13 protein-coding genes and 1 pseudogene are annotated in these 17,498 nt (G+C 42.2%); 10 read left to right on the plus strand and 4 right to left on the minus strand.

Annotated features, from left to right (window positions below):
- Positions 1 to 215: 215 nt before the first annotated feature.
- The 3 genes and pseudogenes from def to MHI53_RS01355 form a co-directional block, all read left to right on the plus strand.
- Positions 216 to 794 (plus strand): peptide deformylase, encoded by a 579-nt coding sequence (gene def, locus MHI53_RS01345; RefSeq protein ID WP_100530797.1) that lies wholly within the window; start codon positions 216 to 218, stop codon positions 792 to 794.
- Positions 795 to 1,097: 303 nt separating this feature from the next.
- On the plus strand, positions 1,098 to 2,456 hold the full coding sequence (locus MHI53_RS01350) for an IS1182 family transposase (RefSeq protein ID WP_340371732.1): 1,359 nt from the start codon (positions 1,098 to 1,100) through the stop codon (positions 2,454 to 2,456).
- Between the two features lie 1,177 nt (positions 2,457 to 3,633).
- Positions 3,634 to 3,765 (plus strand): annotated as a pseudogene (locus tag MHI53_RS01355) (peptide deformylase); the annotation flags it as partial.
- A gap of 203 nt (positions 3,766 to 3,968) precedes the next feature.
- Here the strand turns inward: MHI53_RS01355 and MHI53_RS01360 are convergent.
- Together MHI53_RS01360 and MHI53_RS01365 are read right to left on the minus strand one after the other, a co-directional pair.
- Positions 3,969 to 4,697 (minus strand): GDSL-type esterase/lipase family protein, encoded by a 729-nt coding sequence (locus tag MHI53_RS01360; protein ID WP_061143765.1) that lies wholly within the window; start codon positions 4,695 to 4,697, stop codon positions 3,969 to 3,971.
- 137 nt (positions 4,698 to 4,834) lie between these two features.
- Complete coding sequence (locus MHI53_RS01365) at positions 4,835 to 6,340, minus strand: MDR family MFS transporter (protein WP_061143764.1); 1,506 nt, start codon at positions 6,338 to 6,340, stop codon at positions 4,835 to 4,837.
- 128 nt (positions 6,341 to 6,468) lie between these two features.
- Here MHI53_RS01365 and MHI53_RS01370 point away from each other — a divergent pair, with 128 nt between their 5' ends.
- From MHI53_RS01370 to MHI53_RS01385, 4 genes are all read left to right on the plus strand, one after another.
- Positions 6,469 to 6,948 (plus strand): MarR family transcriptional regulator, encoded by a 480-nt coding sequence (locus tag MHI53_RS01370; RefSeq protein ID WP_061143763.1) that lies wholly within the window; start codon positions 6,469 to 6,471, stop codon positions 6,946 to 6,948.
- Positions 6,949 to 7,048: 100 nt separating this feature from the next.
- Positions 7,049 to 7,894, plus strand: coding sequence for an iron uptake system protein EfeO (gene efeO / locus MHI53_RS01375; RefSeq protein ID WP_061143762.1), 846 nt, complete (start codon positions 7,049 to 7,051; stop codon positions 7,892 to 7,894).
- On the plus strand, positions 7,895 to 9,181 hold the full coding sequence (gene efeB / locus MHI53_RS01380) for an iron uptake transporter deferrochelatase/peroxidase subunit (protein ID WP_340372599.1): 1,287 nt from the start codon (positions 7,895 to 7,897) through the stop codon (positions 9,179 to 9,181).
- 87 nt (positions 9,182 to 9,268) lie between these two features.
- Positions 9,269 to 11,023 carry an FTR1 family protein gene (locus MHI53_RS01385; protein WP_340372600.1) on the plus strand — a complete coding sequence of 585 codons (1,755 nt, stop codon included), beginning with the start codon at positions 9,269 to 9,271 and terminating at the stop codon, positions 11,021 to 11,023.
- On the opposite strand, the gene MHI53_RS01390 is transcribed toward MHI53_RS01385, so the two are convergent.
- Complete coding sequence (locus tag MHI53_RS01390; protein ID WP_340372601.1) at positions 11,015 to 11,161, minus strand: DUF4395 family protein; 147 nt, start codon at positions 11,159 to 11,161, stop codon at positions 11,015 to 11,017. The two genes, MHI53_RS01385 and MHI53_RS01390, sit on opposite strands and share 9 nt — an antisense overlap.
- A gap of 476 nt (positions 11,162 to 11,637) precedes the next feature.
- Positions 11,638 to 12,033, minus strand: coding sequence for a transposase (locus tag MHI53_RS01395; protein ID WP_340372492.1), 396 nt, complete (start codon positions 12,031 to 12,033; stop codon positions 11,638 to 11,640).
- Between the two features lie 425 nt (positions 12,034 to 12,458).
- Here MHI53_RS01395 and MHI53_RS01400 point away from each other — a divergent pair, with 425 nt between their 5' ends.
- From MHI53_RS01400 to MHI53_RS01410, 3 genes are all read left to right on the plus strand, one after another.
- Entirely contained in the window at positions 12,459 to 12,920 is a 462-nt protein-coding gene (locus MHI53_RS01400; RefSeq protein WP_260320314.1) for a MerR family transcriptional regulator, read from the plus strand.
- A gap of 179 nt (positions 12,921 to 13,099) precedes the next feature.
- Entirely contained in the window at positions 13,100 to 14,398 is a 1,299-nt protein-coding gene (locus tag MHI53_RS01405) for a hemolysin family protein (protein ID WP_061143829.1), read from the plus strand.
- 291 nt (positions 14,399 to 14,689) lie between these two features.
- A complete protein-coding gene (locus MHI53_RS01410; protein WP_061143828.1) occupies positions 14,690 to 17,494 on the plus strand; it encodes a response regulator in 2,805 nt (934 codons plus the stop codon).
- The last annotated feature ends 4 nt before the right edge of the window (positions 17,495 to 17,498 follow it).

The following is a 17,498-nucleotide window of genomic DNA, read 5'->3' on the forward strand; positions in this document are numbered from 1 at the left end:
TAAAATTTTTAAACCTGTAATCTATGGGTCTTTATGCCCTAAATTAAAGGTAAATAATGTTAAAGTCAAGAAAAAGTATTTATTATTGAAGAGATAAGCGTGAAGTCATGCGTTAGGGACATCCAACCTGCACATTAGACTTTTTAAATCTGAAATGCTAAAGTGTAATGGTCTAAGTGATGAAAAAATAAAATGGTAGAAGAGTGTGAATTTCTATGAGTAAATTTATAAAAGACTATATGATCACGATGAAGGATATCGTTAGGGAAGGTGATCCCATTCTGCGGCAAGTAACGGAGGAAGTCAGCCTGCCGATTTCAGATGAAGATCGTGAAACATTGGAATGTATGATGCAATATTTGAAAAATAGCCAGGATCCAAAACTGCAAAAGAAGTATAACCTGCGTGAAGGAGTAGGATTGTCTGCCAATCAGATAGGTTTGAACAAGCGCATGTTCGTCATGTATTTTCCAGATGAAAAAGGGAAGCAGTATGAATACGCCCTTGTGAATCCTAAGATCATCAGCCATTCGGCCACAATGATCTATTTACCCCAAAGTGAAGGCTGCCTTTCTGTAGACCGTGACATCAAAGGCTATGTACCCCGATATGAACGCGTGAAAATTAAAGCGGTGGATGGTAATGGTAAGGAAATAGAGTTGCGGCTGAAGGGCTTTGCCGCCATCGTGTTTCAACATGAGTTAGATCATTTGAACGGGATGATGTTTTATGACCGGATCAATGCCGACAACCCTTTCAAGCTTCCGGAAAACGTGGAAGTGAAAAGTCTGTAAAGTAAAAAAAGGCAAAGCGCCATGCTTTGCCTCAGACTGTAGACAAACTCGATGAAAATCGAGTTTGTCTATTTTTATGGCCTGTACAATTTAGACGTTGATTTCCACTCCAGGCACTCGCTTTCCGCGGGCGGTCGGGGAGCCTCCTCGGCTTTGCCTGCGGGGTCTCCCCTAGACGCGCTTTTCCCGCAGGAGTCTCGAACACCCGCTCCAATCAACTTTGTCTTACCTTTTAGATAGAACACTTTTGACTGGAGTCATTTTTGTTTTAAAATTGAAGGATTAAAACTTGAGGTGATGAGGATGCTTTCTAAACATGATTCTATTCAGCGAGATCAACTTGAAATGATTACTTTAGATCAACTGGTGCCACCGAACCATTTGGTTCGTAAAATGGAGGCTGCCATTGACTTCACTTTCATTTATGACTTGGTGAAAGATATGTACTCAGAGGTAGGACGCCCAAGTATTGATCCAGTTATTTTAGTTAAACTGACTTTCATTCAATATACCTTCGGTATTCGTTCCATGCGTAAAACGATTGAAGAAGTTGAAACCAATATGGCTTACCGTTGGTTCTTAGGCTATGGTTTCCATGATAAAGTACCTCATTTCTCTACGTTCGGAAAAAATTATGAGCGACGCTTTAAAGATACAGACCTGTTTGAACAGATTTTCTGTCGCATTTTAATGACAGCTGCTAATAAAAAGGTAATAAGTGTAGAACACGTTTTCGTGGATTCCACACATGTGAAAGCCAGTGCGAATAAACGGAAATTTGAAAAGAAAATCGTTCGTAAAGAAACACGAGCGTATCAAGGACGTCTTCAAGAAGAAATCAATCAAGATCGTGAAAACCACGGAAAGAAGCCTTTTCCACCAGATAAATTTGATAAGGAAGAAACCAAAGCAATTAAAGAAAGTACTACGGATCCTGAGAGTGGCTACTATGTGAAAGATGAACGAACAAAACAGTTTGCCTATTCATTCCATGCGGCCGCAGACGGCAACGGTTTTGTATTGGGAACGATTGTAACACCTGGTAATACACATGACAGTCATATTTTGGAGCCACTTGTTGAGCAAGTGATTGAGAAAGTTGGAAAACCAGAAGCAGTTGCCGCAGATGCAGCTTATAAAACACCAGCGATTACAAGCTACCTATTTAACAAAGAAATCACACCTGCTTTACCCTATACACGTCCTCGTACAAAAGAAGGATTCTTTCGCAAACATGACTATGTTTACGATGAACACTTTGATTGTTACCTTTGCCCTTCGGGAGAAACTTTAAAGTACTCAACAACAAATAAAGAGGGCTATCGCGAGTACAAATCGCCCAAACAAATTTGTGCAACATGCTCATTTTTATCACGGTGTACGGAAAGCAAAGACCATCAAAAAGTAGTGACACGGCATATCTGGCAAGCATATGTGGAAGAAGCAGATCATCTGCGTCATCATCAAGAGGTAAAACCTATATATGCGAAACGCAAAGAAACGATTGAGCGTGTATTCGCAGATGCAAAAGAAAAGCATGGTATGCGTTGGACTACTTTAAGGGGACTTAAAAAATTGTCGATGCAGGCGATGCTTACTTTCGCTGCCATGAATGTAAAGAAGATGGCCACTTGGACATGGCAAGGTCCTAAAACGGCTTAACATAGTGGCTCGAAGAGCCCAAATCTCGTAACCTTTGGTCAAAATTTCAAAGGAATTTCAAAAGGGGTTCGGAATTTTTTAATTCCGAACCCCTTTTGTCTACAAACTGAGGCAAAGCGCCATGCTTTGCCTTTTTTTGTTCATTTATACAACAATAGATTTGAATAAAGGGTTTGCAAGGACAATTCGACCTGCATAGTCTATACTCTCTTTCAGTTCTCTTATTTCCCATATCAATATCGGACAACTTTAAACAGTAATTTTTTAAGATACACATCGAAGTATACCAATACATGAATTTCCATTCGGCAAGGTTAGTTTGGAAAAAGACTTTTTAATCATGATGCAGCGTTATCGCAAAATAATAAAATCTTGCTGAATCTACAGCCAGATTTTATAGAGAAAGGATTTTAGGACGGCTTATCCCTAATGCTTGCAAGAAACCGAAAGAACAACGGCAGTAATGCAGCAGTAACAAAAAAACTAACTAAAACAAAATTTTCAATTCAAAAATCATTCGAACAAATCAGTTCAACTATGCACATCATCGCTGACCAAATAAAAAAAATGCTAAATTAAGGAACATCTTGTTGATATAGAGAATAGATAGCACAAACAGCAAGAATACATCAATACCAAATTGGAAAGAGCATCAATCAAAGAGGAAAACAAAAAAAGTGGTGGAAGTTTTTAAGTTTCACCATTTTTTTTATTGTAAAGAACTTTTCTCATATAGGCACAAAAGAGGAATTAATTAGATAATAATTAATAAAATAAATTAAAAAGAGGAATTTGAACCATTTTATAGAATTAATCTAATAAAAAAGGACAGCTGAAAATTGTCTACTATAAAGATAAGAACCATAAGGGGTCAAGTAAAACTAGCTATCGAGATTTTTAAGATTAAATAGAGGTGATCATAATGAATAAATATTGGGCGTATAAAATAATCTTAACAAGTGTGTTTATTATTGCTACGATTATCTTTTATAGCTTTGGATTTACTAGTAGTGGTTTAATTTATTTTGTTAGCGTTGCAGTTTTATTAAGTGTTTTGAGTATTTTTAATCGTAAAATCAATTATAAAAAAAACATGATACTTTTATTGATTAGCAAGGCCGAGAAGAAGTTAGTTGTAGAATGATTTCCCGGCAATCTTCACCTTTAATATAAAAGGAAGCTGAAGGGCTTTGCCGCCATCGTGTTTCAACATGAGTTAGATCATTTGAACGGGATGATGTTTTATGACCGGATCAATGCCGACAACCCTTTCAAGCTTCCGGAAAACGTGGAAGTGAAAAGCCTGTAAAGTAAAAAAGGCAAAGCGCCATGCTTTGCCCCGGACCGTAGGCAATCTCGATAATAATGAGATTGACTGCGGTTTTTTATTTTTTAAATATATCGACCGTACAATAGAATGAAGGTAGAACTCCAATGGTCGCTAATTTCTGGTTTTGGAAATCCCTGCTGCCACTCTCTATTGCAACTGCGGTTCTTATTGGAAGTCGTCCTTTACCACGATGAATGTTTACAATCAAATGAAGATTGTGAAGGCATTTTTCCTGTCATATGTTTCTTTAAGTCACTGAATATGGCCAAGCTCATTTGCTGATATCCTTCCGAGGTGAGGTGGATGCCGTCATCACTGATCAGGTGTTCCAGATCTCCGGAGGTTTTGATGTAGGAACGCACATCTATCAAAGGCACCTTCAATTCTTCCGCAAGTTTTTTCAATTGTCGGTTATACATGCCGTGCCAGTGCTCGATACCTCCGACATGGGAAACGAAATGCCCGATTGAATGCCCGAACTTATCAGCCAGGGATCTGTAATACCTAGCAGGATCCAATGGCGGGAGTGTTAAAAGGAAGGGTGTGACATGCTTGTCCTGAACCTGTTTGACAAGCTGGGTGATATTGTCGAGGTAGCGTTCGATTGGAACGATCGGCTCGTGATGACCTTCCGGATCTTTTGCTACTTCAGCCCAATGGAAGTTACAGTCATTTCCACCGACCTCTATTAAAACGATATCGGGATTTTCCGACATGACATCTTTCTCGAACCGGCTCACCAATAGGTCGGAGTTGTCATTGAAAACCCCTTTATTCAAAACCTCGACGAAGGGCAATGATTCTGTCAGCTTAGCTAAAGAGTTCGGGTAATTTTCTTTAATGATCCGTAGCCTGCCTTTGACATAAGAAATGCCTCTGGTTAAACTGTCTCCAAAACAGACGATCTTCAAACTTCTCACCTCGGTTTGTGAATGTGTTACTTATATTTTAGTTGTAGATTGATTGTCAGGCAATCTTTACCCCCAATTTCTTAATGGAAGGGCAACAAAAAAGCACTGGAAATCCAGTGCTTATCCGTTATTTATTGTCATGATTCCTCTTTTGCATGTGTTTCCACTCTCGTTTTCCCCATAAAGAACACGGTGATGGCTGCAAGCCCGATCGGGATGAGCGCCAAGGTGAATATCAATGAAATGGAATCGGACATGGCATGAACGATTTTATCCAGGATAAAGTCCGGGATCTCGGCCCGTGCATCGGATTGGAAGAGCTGGCGCGGATCCTTCAGCAATCCTGGATCTGGGCCGCCTTGCATTCCTTTGAATGCGTCCTCCATCTTACTTGTAAATACATTATTTTGGATCGCTCCATAAATCGTGACACCAAGCGTCATACCAAATGAACGAAGGAATGAGTTTGTAGAGTTGGCCGATCCACGGAATCTCGGTTCCAGATTGTGAATGGAAGCAATGGGTAATAGGGAAAAGGAGAAGCCCATGCCAAATCCAGTCAGAATCATGAATAACGTCAATGAAGTCCTGCTCGTTTCAGGGGTGATCGTCCCTAAGAGCAGCATTCCAACAAAATAGCAGATGACGGAAATCGTCATTAGGTTGCGAAAGCTTGTTTTTGTATTGAATATCCCGCCTATTGCACTGCCGACTACCGAGCCGAGCATCATCGGTGTGAGGATCAATCCGGCGTTCGTGGCCGAGCCACCGTAAACGGCCTGGACGAAAATCGGGATATAGACCGTTAAAATGATGAATGTCCCGCCATAAAGGATCGCTAAAATTTGGGAAGTGGCAAACAGTCGTCTTTTAAACAGCCACAATGAAATGATCGGATCTTTTGCTCTTCTTTCGAAAAAGAAAAAGGAAACGAAGAACACGGCGAAGCTAGCAAACAGAGCGATGATCGGAGAAGAAGACCAACCATACTCCCCGCCCAATTCGAGCGCAAACATTAAGCTGACAACGGCAATGACGAGCGTAGCCGCGCCGCCCCAATCGATTTTTTGCTCCTGGGTGTTTGCCGACTCCTTGTAATATCTCGAGATGAAGAATAGCGATATGATCCCAATCGGGACGTTGACGTAAAATATCCATTTCCAGCTGGAATATTCAGTGATATAAGCACCTAAAAGCGGGCCCAATACACTGGAGGCTCCGAATACTGCACCAAAAAGTCCTGTTAACTTCCCGCGCTTCTCAGGCGGGAATATATCGAAGATGATGGTAAAGGCAATGGGCATCAGGGCGCCCCCGCCTATTCCCTGGATCGCACGGAAGATGCTTAATTGCACGATGCTTTGGGCCATACCGCATAAAGCCGATCCGATTAAAAAGACGATCAGTCCAAAAATGAAAAATCTTTTTCTTCCATACATATCGGAAAGCTTACCGAAAATCGGCATGCTTGCCATCGTCGCAACCATATAGGCAGATGTCACCCAGACAAACTTATCGAACCCGCCTAAATCAGAAACGATCGTTCCCATGGCAGTCGCAACGATCGTATTATCCATCGCTGACATCAAGATGCCCAATAAAAGTCCGGCAACAATGAATTTCTGGTTTTTTTGATTGTTCATTTATTATCCTCCTTCGTTTCAACCAGCTCTGAATTTGCTTTACATGGTTGAAAGGTAAACGTTAAGATTAAACCAAACATTTATCTTGAAAATCAAGATAAATTTAAGTTTAAAAGGGGTGGCATTTTATGTCAAGCGGTAAAGAGGTAAATGTAGCTCTATTGGAGAGTTTGACTCATGGCTTGCAGCGGTTCGGCATGAGATCCGTTTTATTTCAACAAAACATGGCCCAAAAGATAGGGGTGACCCATACCGACTTGAAGACTGCCGAAATATTGAAAGAAACAGGCGCGATAACTGCAGGTGAGTTAGCAAAGATTACAGGATTGAGCACAGGTTCGGTTACGGCGCTGATCAATCGTCTTGAAAAATCGGGTTATGTAAAAAGAGAACGGGATCACCAGGATGGAAGGCGAGTCATGATTGCACCGATACCAGGTAGGCAGGAACAAATCAAATCGCATTATCGATCACTGTCGGTGTCCACACAGGCTTTATGCTCCGCTTATAACGAGCAAGAGCTGACATTTGCCATCCAATTCATTGAGGATATCACAAATATCATGGATAAAGAAATCGACACATTAATGAAAGAGCGTGAAGGATAGCTAACTGAAAATATACACCTTCCAATAAAATATATATTGATAATGATTTTCATTATCTGCTAATATGAATCTACAAATCATATTAAAGGGAGAATACATTATGAAGAAAGCAAAGGCGTCATTAGCAGTCCTGCTATCTACCAGTCTATTATTCGGGTGTGCGCAGGAAAACGAAGGGACTAAGCCGGCAGATGACAAAGCCAAAGAAAAAAGTGAGAGTAAGCTGGATGATGTCTCGGGTGAGTACCGCGAATATGCGATCAATGAAATAGAAGAGTTTGTAAAAGCTACGGAAGAATTTACGGCGGCGGTATCAGCCGGTGATCTTGAAAAGGCTAAGGAAGTGTACGCACCAGCCCGTATGCATTATGAGAGAGCCGAACCAATTGCTGAAGTATTCGGTGACCTGGATCCGAAAATCGATGCACGTAAAGGTGATGTCAAGGATGAAGAATGGGGTGGATACCACCGCATTGAAATGGGACTATGGGAAGAAAACACGACAAAAGGATATGAAAAGTATGCAAAGCAGTTGATGAGCGATGTCAATTTGCTTCGTGCCAAAGTTGAAACGGTCGAGGTCACGCCGGATTTATTGATCACGGGTGCAGTCGATCTATTGAATGAGGTTTCAACAAGTAAAGTTACAGGCGAAGAGGACCGGTATTCCCATACGGATTTATATGATTTCGTGGCCAATGTGGAAGGGGCAGAAAAGATTTTTGAACTGCTTACTCCAGCGTTAAAAGAAAAGGATGCAAAGCTTGCCGTGGAAATCCAACAGCGTTTTGACGAAGTATACGCCCTGCTTGAAAAGCACAAAGAAGGCGATGGATACATCTCCTATACGGATTTAAAGGAATCCGAAGTTAAAGAGCTTAGTCAAGCGATTGATGCCTTGGCTGAACCACTTTCGCAAATAGGGATTGTAACGGAGGAATCGTAATTGAAGGAAAATACGCCGAATGATAAAACCGGGCTTTTCACAAAAAAAGTGAGTCGCCGCAATATGTTGAAAACGGCAGGGGTCGGCGGAATCGGAGTCGTGATAGGAGCATCTGGAATTGGCGGGCTGCTGACGCTCTCCGATTCAAGGGCGAAGGGACAAACGAAGGATATTGTCCCTTTTTATGGAGCGCATCAAGCAGGAATCACGACCGAAACGCAGGATAACCTGTATTTCGCTTCATTGGAGGTCACTACGGATAAAAGATCCGACTTAATTCAGTTATTTAAGGATTGGACGGAGGCCGCGGCCCAGATGACAGCGGGAAACTTGGTGGGGGAAGCATCCCTAAATGCGAATATGCCTCCAAAGGACACAGGGGAAGCGAAGGAATTATCACCATCCAATTTAACGATTACGTTCGGCGTCGGTCCGACCTTGTTTTCAAAGGATGGAAAAGACCGGTTTGGCTTGAACTCGAAAAAACCTGCTGAATTGAAGGATCTGCCGAAGTTCCCTTTGGATGCGTTGGAGGATTCATGGAGCGGTGGGGACATTTGCATTCAAGCGTGTGCCGATGATTTGCAAGTCGCTTTTCATGCCGTGCGGAACTTGGTAAGGATAGGAAGAGGGAAGACGATCATTCATTGGGCGCAGACGGGTTTTCAACGGACTAAGCAAGCCGATTCGAAAAAGACGACACCGCGTAATTTATTCGGTTTTAAGGATGGTACGGTCAATCCGGATACGGATGATGCCAGTGAAATGAATGAGCATGTTTGGGTAAAGGCCGGGGACGGACCCGACTGGCTTGTTGGCGGCAGTTATATGGTTGTGCGCCGAATCCAGATGTATATCGAGGTTTGGGACCGTACGATATTGAAAGAACAAGAAAACACGTTTGGGCGTCACCGGGACAGCGGAGCTCCACTAGGGATGAAGAATGAGTTTGATCGCGTTGATTTAGAAGCGAAAGATTCAAATGGAAACCTGACCATTCCGGAAAATTCCCATATGAGCCTAGCCAGGGGAGACGGCAAAGCAAAAATCCTGAGGCGTCCTTATTCATATGCGGATGGCATGGATCCCAAAACAGGCAGCTTCAATGCTGGTCTGCTATTCATTTGCTTTCAGCGAAGCCCGAGTAAACAATTCATCCCTATACAAGAGCGACTAGCAAAAAAAGACAAGCTCAATGAATATATCGTTCACAGGGGAAGTGCGATGTTTGCGTGTTTACCAGGTGTGAAAAAGGGTGGATATATAGGAGATTCCCTGTTTGGATAAATTGAATTTCAGATTTAGGACATAAAATCGCCAGCGTGGATTTAATCCGGGTTGGCGATTTTAGTTCATGAATGAGGAGTGGCGAATATGAACGTTTTTAAATGGAAAAGTGGGATATTGGTTTTGATCGTCGGCCTTTTATTGATTTTACCTGGTATCAGGATGGCCTCGGCTGGTGAAAATCACGATCAGCTTTTTGTCTATATTGGCGATAGTTTAATGAAGGTGAAATCCGGCGAAGTTAAGCAGGTATCGAAAAACATCGATTCATTCGAGAAAGATTGGGAAACGATTAAAACGGACAGCGAAGGCGCGAAGAAAGTGAGCAAAGAGCTGCAATCCGTAAAAAGTGCCTTGAAAGACGAAGCTTCAACGGCTGACATCAAAAAGCGGCTATCGTCATTATCGAGTGCGCTGATCGTCTATGACACGAACGAAAACCCCGTTGACAAGACAGACTATAAAGAACGGCTGCAATCCCTTCTGCCTTTAATCGATGAATTGGACGCTTCGATCACGGCAAAGGACTTTGATCAAGCTAACGTTCAATATGCCAACCTGCTGAATCGGTGGACAGACGCGGAGGTTGTGGTCAGGGAAAAAAGCGTGGCTACATATGGTGAGATCGAAACAAAAATGGCGTTTGTGCGAATTGCGATTACACAAGATCCTCCTGATCGGGAAAAAGGCAAAAAGAGTTTAGCTGAATTAAGAGGGCTAATGGAGGATTTCCTCGCTGGCAAAGTTGAAAAAGGAAGCAAGAAGACAACCTATTCCCTTGCGGATGTAACACAGCTGTTACAAGGGAGTGTAAAAAATATTGAAAAAGAGGACATGAATTCGGCCGTTGACCGTTTAAATGAAATTTTAAGGATTTGGCCCAATGTCGAAGGGGAAGTCTCTACAAGGGATAGTAAGCTGTACAGTGATATGGAAACGAAAGTCCCCACTGCCATCAGCCTCTTGCAATCGAAGAATATAAAGGCGGAGGAAGCAAAGGCGATCGTAGCCGATTTAAACACAAGATTACTTCCTTTGATTGATGATACAAGCTATACAACATGGGATGCCGCCCTGATTCTGTTGCGGGAAGGCTTGGAGGCGCTCTTGATTGTCGCTACGTTATTATCTTTCCTGAACAAAATCGGGCAAGCGGACAAACAGAAATGGATTTGGGCAGGTGTTGGTGCGGGCTTGGTTGCCAGTTCCGCATTGGCTGTCATCATCAACATCGTTTTCTCTCAGATCACGGCTGCGTCAAGCCGGGAATATATCGAGGGAATTACTGGAATAATAGCAGTATCGATGATGCTGACGATTGGCATTTGGCTTCATAGTAAATCGAATGTCCATGCATGGAACCGATATATCAGCAAGCAAATGAATCAGGCCATTGCCACGGGAAGCATCCTCTCTTTCGCGTTGATAAGTTTTTTATCCATTTTCCGTGAGGGTGCGGAGACCATTATCTTTTATGCAGGAATGGCCCCTTATATGGAGGTAAAGCAGCTGCTAAGCGGGATTTTGCTAGCCTTCCTCATCTTAATGGTCATTGGTTTCATTATGCTGCGCTACAGTGTGAAATTACCGATGTCGGTATTCTTTAAAGTGGCAACGATACTGATATATGCTCTAGCTTTCAAGATACTTGGAGTCTCTATCCATTCGCTTCAGGTTTCGCAGGTGATACCGACAAATACGATCAGCTCATTCCCGTTCATTGAAGCGATTGGCCTTTACCCAACAATCGAAACGCTTGTACCGCAAGCTGTACTGCTTCTATTGATCCTGCTTGCTGCTTATTGGGTTAAAAAGAGCAATTCCAAGCGTACTTCAGAATGATTTATAGGTATATCGCTTCCATTGATAAAGGATAAAGCAGCCGGTGCAAAAACCGAGAATGGCGATGAGGGAAGCTATCCCGACGATCAAGGTGAACAAATAACCGATAACGGTCCATCCAAGCAGGAAAGATATCAAGCCGGCCAGCGATCAGCTGATTGAATTGCTGCTGCGAATGTTCTTCAGGAATGTATTCGGAGGGCTTTTTACTCAAGCGGCATGATAAGCCAGCAACTGAACAATGAGATTATTTATAATTATTTTAATTTAGTATTGATTATAATAACGGAAGTGTTATAATGAATGGGACATCTAGTTTGAATGAGGAGGGGACGGTATAAATGGTAGCTAAAGTTTGTGAAACTTGCGGTACACCCATCAAAAAGCTAAAGCATTCCACCCTATGCCAATGCGGTCCTAAAATATTGAGCACTCAATTTCCTGTGAAAACAAAAAAATAAATAACATAGATATAGTTGAAAACCGATTATCAAATAATCGGTTTCAGTTTGTAGACAAAAGGGGTTCGGAATTAAAAAATTCCGAACCCCTTTTGAAATTCCTTTGAAATTTTGACCAAAGGTTACGAGATTTGGGCTCTTCGAGCCACTATGTTAAGCCGTTTTAGGACCTTGCCATGTCCAAGTGGCCATCTTCTTTAAATTCATGGCAGCGAAAGTAAGCATCGCCTGCATCGACAATTTTTTAAGTCCCCTTAAAGTAGTCCAACGCATACCATGCTTTTCTTTTGCATCTGCGAATACACGCTCAATCGTTTTACGCATGGAACGAATACCGAAGGTATATTGAATGAAAGTCAGTTTAACTAAAATAACTGGATCAATACTTGGGCGTCCTACCTCTGAGTACATATCTTTCACCAAGTCATAAATGAAAGTGAAGTCAATGGCAGCCTCCATTTTACGAACCAAATGGTTCGGTGGCACCAGTTGATCTAAAGTAATCATTTCAAGTTGATCTCGCTGAATAGAATCATGTTTAGAAAGCATCCTCATCACCTCAAGTTTTAATCCTTCAATTTTAAAACAAAAATGACTCCAGTCAAAAGTGTTCTATCTAAAAGGTAAGACAAAGTTGATTGGAGCGGGTGTTCGAGACTCCTGCGGGAAAAGCGCGTCTAGGGGAGACCCCGCAGGCAAAGCCGAGGAGGCTCCCCGACCGCCCGCGGAAAGCGAGTGCCTGGAGTGGAAATCAACGTCTAAATTGTACAGGCCATAAAAATAGACAAACTCGATTTTCATCGAGTTTGTCTACAGTCTGAACCGATTATCAAATAATCGGTTTTTTTATTTTCCATGAGGGGTAAGGATAAATAGAATGAAATATATACCCCTTCAACCAATAATATTATTTTTCATTTCAGTTAAAATATTGTACGATTAGATAATAGAATAAAACGTCAAGGTGTTAGGGCATGAATCTTCGAGGATGCCCAAACCATCACGCGACGGTTTGGAGGGGTTATGTTGGGAACGAGACATTAAAAATTGGCGAGTTGGCGGAAATGGCGAATGTTACGAAACGAACCGTTGATTATTATACAAACTTAGGTTTGCTTAAAGCAGAACGTTCCGCCTCCAATTACCGTTATTATTCACTCGGTGAACTGGAAAGGCTTCGCCTGATCGAGCGATATAAACGAAAAAACCTATCATTGGAAGATATAAAAGAATTACTTAAACAAGATTTGGAAACCGCATCAGCGATTGAAGAAACAGGACTTAAACTGAAAAGCAAATTGGATGGCTTGAACGAGGAACTTCAAGAAGTCATCACCTTGATCAAGCAGGACGAAAAAAATGAACTTCTTTTAAAAAAACAGATTTCCCATGAAAGCATGGCCTTAATCCAATCATTGTTAGTTTTGCTGGTATGATTGAAATTTATCCCCTATAGTTTAGTGTGCAAAGGTGCATGATAACGATATAGGCTAAATGGTTTTGGTGCATGCAGGAATGAAACTAACCATTTATACAGGAGGTGCTTGGGATTATACCGTGCATGTCCATTCCCTTGTTTAAAGGATGGTCACCATGCCTGGTCTACCCGCACATATTGGAGATTTTTATAAAATTATTAGCAGTAGCCGTATTAATAGCATTGACCGCTTTTTTCGTTGCTTCGGAATTTGCCATCGTCAAAGTCAGAAGTTCCCGCATCAACCAACTGATTGAAGAGGGGCATAGAAGTGCTTTGGCAGCAAAAAAAGTAACAACCCATATTGATGAATATTTATCAGCGTGCCAATTGGGGATTACCGTAACGGCTCTAGGGTTAGGGGTGTTGGGAGAACCGACCGTCGAGGCGATCTTAAAACCAATATTTACAAAATGGGGACTGGAGGCATCCGTAAGTCACATCATTTCTTTCGTAATCGCTTTTGGTTCAGTGACTTTCCTTCACGTTGTCGTCGGAGAACTGGCGCCTAAAACCGTAGCGATTCAAAAGGCGGAGGAAGTCACCTTGCTTTTTGCTAAACCGTTAATCCTTTTTTACCGTATTTTATATCCTTTCATTTGGCTGCTGAATGGTTCTGCCCGTCTCCTGACCGGCATATTCGGTTTAAAGCCGGCCTCCGAGTCGGAAATGGCCCATTCGGAAGAAGAGCTTCGCATCATTTTATCGGAAAGTTATAAAAGCGGTGAAATCAATCAATCCGAATACAAATATGTCAATCAGATCTTTGAATTCGATGAGCGTATAGCAAATGAAATCATGGTCCCCCGTACGGAAATGACCGTTGTTGAAAAGGGTATGCCGTTATTGGAAGTTGTTGAATTGATTCAAGAGGAGCAATATACAAGATACCCGGTCATAGATGGAGATAAGGATAATGTCGTGGGCATGGTCAATATCAAACGTCTATATACAGCGACGATTACAGAGGAGAATGTATCGGCATTGACGGTCGATTCATTCGTAACGCCCGTCATCCGTGTACTTGAAACGATTGCCATCCATGATTTGCTGCTGAAAATGCAGAAGGAACGGATTCATATGGCTGTTTTGACCGATGAATATGGCGGAACTGCGGGCCTTGTTACTGTTGAAGATATTCTTGAAGAAATAGTTGGCGAAATCCGTGATGAATTCGATCAAGACGAACGTCCGCTCATTCAAAAAATCGATGAGGGTCATTATGTTTTCGATGCAAAAACCTTGATCGAGGATGTCAATGATACACTTGCGATAGATTTACCTGAAGAAGATATCGATACACTTGGCGGATGGGTCCTGACTGGAAGGTTCGAAATTGCGGTCGGCGATAAAATGGAGTACGCCGGCTATGAATTCACCGTAAAAGAAATGGATGGCCACCATGTATTATACGTTGAAGTGAAGAAAATCCAATAAACAAGACACGTAAAAACCGAAGGTGCATACTTTCGGTTTTTATAATGGAGTCACTTTGCAGTAAAAATGGAAAAGGAATTTATGTAAAATAATTATGTAGGTAACCATATTCTCTTAGGAAATGTTAGAATGGAGTTCAGGCAATGAATCTACCTAGTTATCATTTTTATGAATGTTAAGCATATAATGAAATTTCTTCAAAAAACAATACTGGTGATAGGATGAAGATTTATCTTGCAATGCCGTTTATTATCGGCTGGTCATAAAAAAGTATTGAAGGTGGGCGGGAAAATGGGTTTTAAGAAGAAGCAAATGTTAGGGTTCGGTTTAATTTTGCTATTCTTGGCGATATTACTTTCTTTCATGATGTTTACTCTTAACAATTTAAAGAGCAGCATGACTGAAATAGTCGAAAATCGTTATGAAAAAGTTCAAGCTTCGATGGAAATCCGGCAGCTGTTTTCAAGGTCGGATCGTGAAATCTTGTTTGCGGCCAATGATGCAAACAAAGAAGAAAGAGCAGAAAGCCTTGAAATCATCAATGATAATCATAGTTTGATTGAATCAAAGGTTGCCAAGTTATCCGGCACGTTAAACAAGGTGAAGGCAAAGCAACTATTGAAAGAGTTTGAAACGCAGTATGCATCATACTCAATAACGGAAGCCGAGATCCTGCAAAAGATACAATCAGGGAATACTGGCGATAATATCTCCAGCCTGATGAACGATCAAAGGGAAAAGCGGACGAAAGTCATCCGTACGATGGATGACTTCAAGGATTATCAAGAAGGTGTCATGAAAGATACCTTGAAAAATTCGAAACAAACCTATGAAGACATGATCGGGTTCATCATCTTTGCGGTTATTCTTAGCATTTTGGTCATTTCGATAACGATGGCCTGGATGATGCGCAGCACGTCAAAAGACCTGCAATCCATTACGAAGGTCATCAAAAATATTGACTTTAAAAATCTATCGGTCATACCGAGGGTTCCGGTACGAACGAAGGACGAGATCGGTGACATTGCCCGTTCCTTCAATGATATGGCGGAATCGCTTGAAGTGTATAATCAAAAAGAAAAAGATTTTACGGAAAAAATCAGTGAGCAGAACTGGATTCAAACCCGTGTTGCCGATATCGCCACCATGTATCAGCGTATCGTTGATGTCGAGGTTCTGGGTGATCGGTTCATTACAAGGCTTGCCCCGATGATGGGAGCCTCAATCGGAGCGTTTTACGTCAAGCGCGGTGAAGGTGACAATATGCGTTTCGTGAAGCTTGCCAGCTTTGCGGGAGATGGCGAAGACTCAGGACGGCGTGAATTCCGATTGGGAGAGGGCTTGATTGGGCAGTGTGCCCTTGAAAGGAAATCGAAGATCATTGAAGATATCCCTGAAGACTTCCAGTTGGTTACAACGGGGTTAGGGGAAGTCAGCCCGAAAAGCATTGTCATTGCGCCAGTCCTTTTTGAGGGCGAAGTTGTGGCGATGGTTGAACTGGCCAGCCTCGATGCCTTTACGAAGCTGCAAAAAAACTTTCTTAATCATGTCCTTGATACATTGGGCATCACGATTAATAGTGTCGAGGGCCGGATGGAAATCGAGCGTTTATTGAAGGAGTCTCAGGCACAGACGGAAGAATTACAGGCTCAATCGGAAGAATTGCAATCACAGTCAGAGGAAATGCAGGCCCAATCGGAAGAACTGCAAACACAGGCTGAAGAGCTGCGGATGATCAATGAGCAATTGGAAGAGAGAAACCGTGAAACGGAAGAGAAATCGAAAGAGCTTCAGGTCGCGAAGGTGAACCTTGAAAAACAAGCGGAAGAATTAAAATTAAGTTCTAAATATAAATCGGAATTCATGGCAAATATGTCTCATGAGTTGCGGACACCTCTCAATAGTATATTGATACTATCGGAAATGCTTTCCGACCCGAATGATAGTAAATTGAACGAAGAGCAGCAGGAATTCGCTCGTGTCATTAACTCATCGGGCCAGGATTTACTGACCTTGATCAATGATATTCTGGATTTATCCAAGGTGGAAGTAGGAAAGCTGGAAGTGGTATTCGACGAAATGAACATGAGTGAGCTTCCCGACTTACTGCACCGCAACTTTGATCATGTAGCGAAGAAGAAGAACATTGATTTTATAATAGAAAAAGATAAAAATGTTCCTGACATTTTCTTTACGGATGAACAGCGCTTCCAGCAGATCCTGAAAAACCTGTTGTCCAATGCTTTTAAATTTACGGAAAAAGGTTCCGTTTCTGTCCAGATCAAAAAGGCGGACGAAGAAAATGTAGCTCAATGGATACAAACTAAAGGGGCGAGCAATTGGGTTGAAATCAAGGTGACCGATACGGGCATCGGAATTTCGAAAGAAAAGCAGAAAATCATCTTTGAAGCGTTCCAGCAAGCCGACGGAGCTACGGTGAGGAAGTATGGCGGTACAGGATTAGGTCTATCCATCTGCCGTGAGTTCGCTAAGCTTCTAGGCGGCTGGGTCGTTGTCGATAGTGAGGAAGGCAAAGGCAGCACCTTTACGTTCTTCATCCCAAGCATGCCAGAGGGCTTCAAGAATGTCGGTGAAGCGATAGCGGCTTCTCCAGAAGTGGCAGCAGCCACACACGAGGAACCACCCGCAGCCGCTTTTGTCAGCCGTGAAGAAACGGCGGTGGAAGTACTGGATGAGGATGGCCAGGATAAATCCAAGCCATTCTGCAATAAAACGGTACTGGTAGTGGATGATGACCACCGAAATATATTTGCGCTAAAAAACGCCCTTAAGCATGAAGGGATGGAAATCCTGATCGCTGAAAACGGCTATGAGTGTTTGGATATTCTCGAACAGGGAAATAATATAGATGCAATATTAATGGATATCATGATGCCGGGCATGGACGGTTATGAGACGATGACAAGGATTCGCGAACAGGATCAGTTCGAGAATCTTCCGATCATAGCGCTGACGGCAAAAGCGATGAAGGGCGATAGGGAAAAATGCCTCAAGGCCGGAGCGTCCGACTATGTCAGCAAGCCATTAAAATTAGATCAGTTGTTATCGGTTTTAAGGGTTTGGTTGACTAATTGATGGA

This window comes from Peribacillus sp. FSL E2-0218, assembly GCF_037992945.1.
Lineage (GTDB): Bacteria > Bacillota > Bacilli > Bacillales > DSM-1321 > Peribacillus > Peribacillus simplex_B.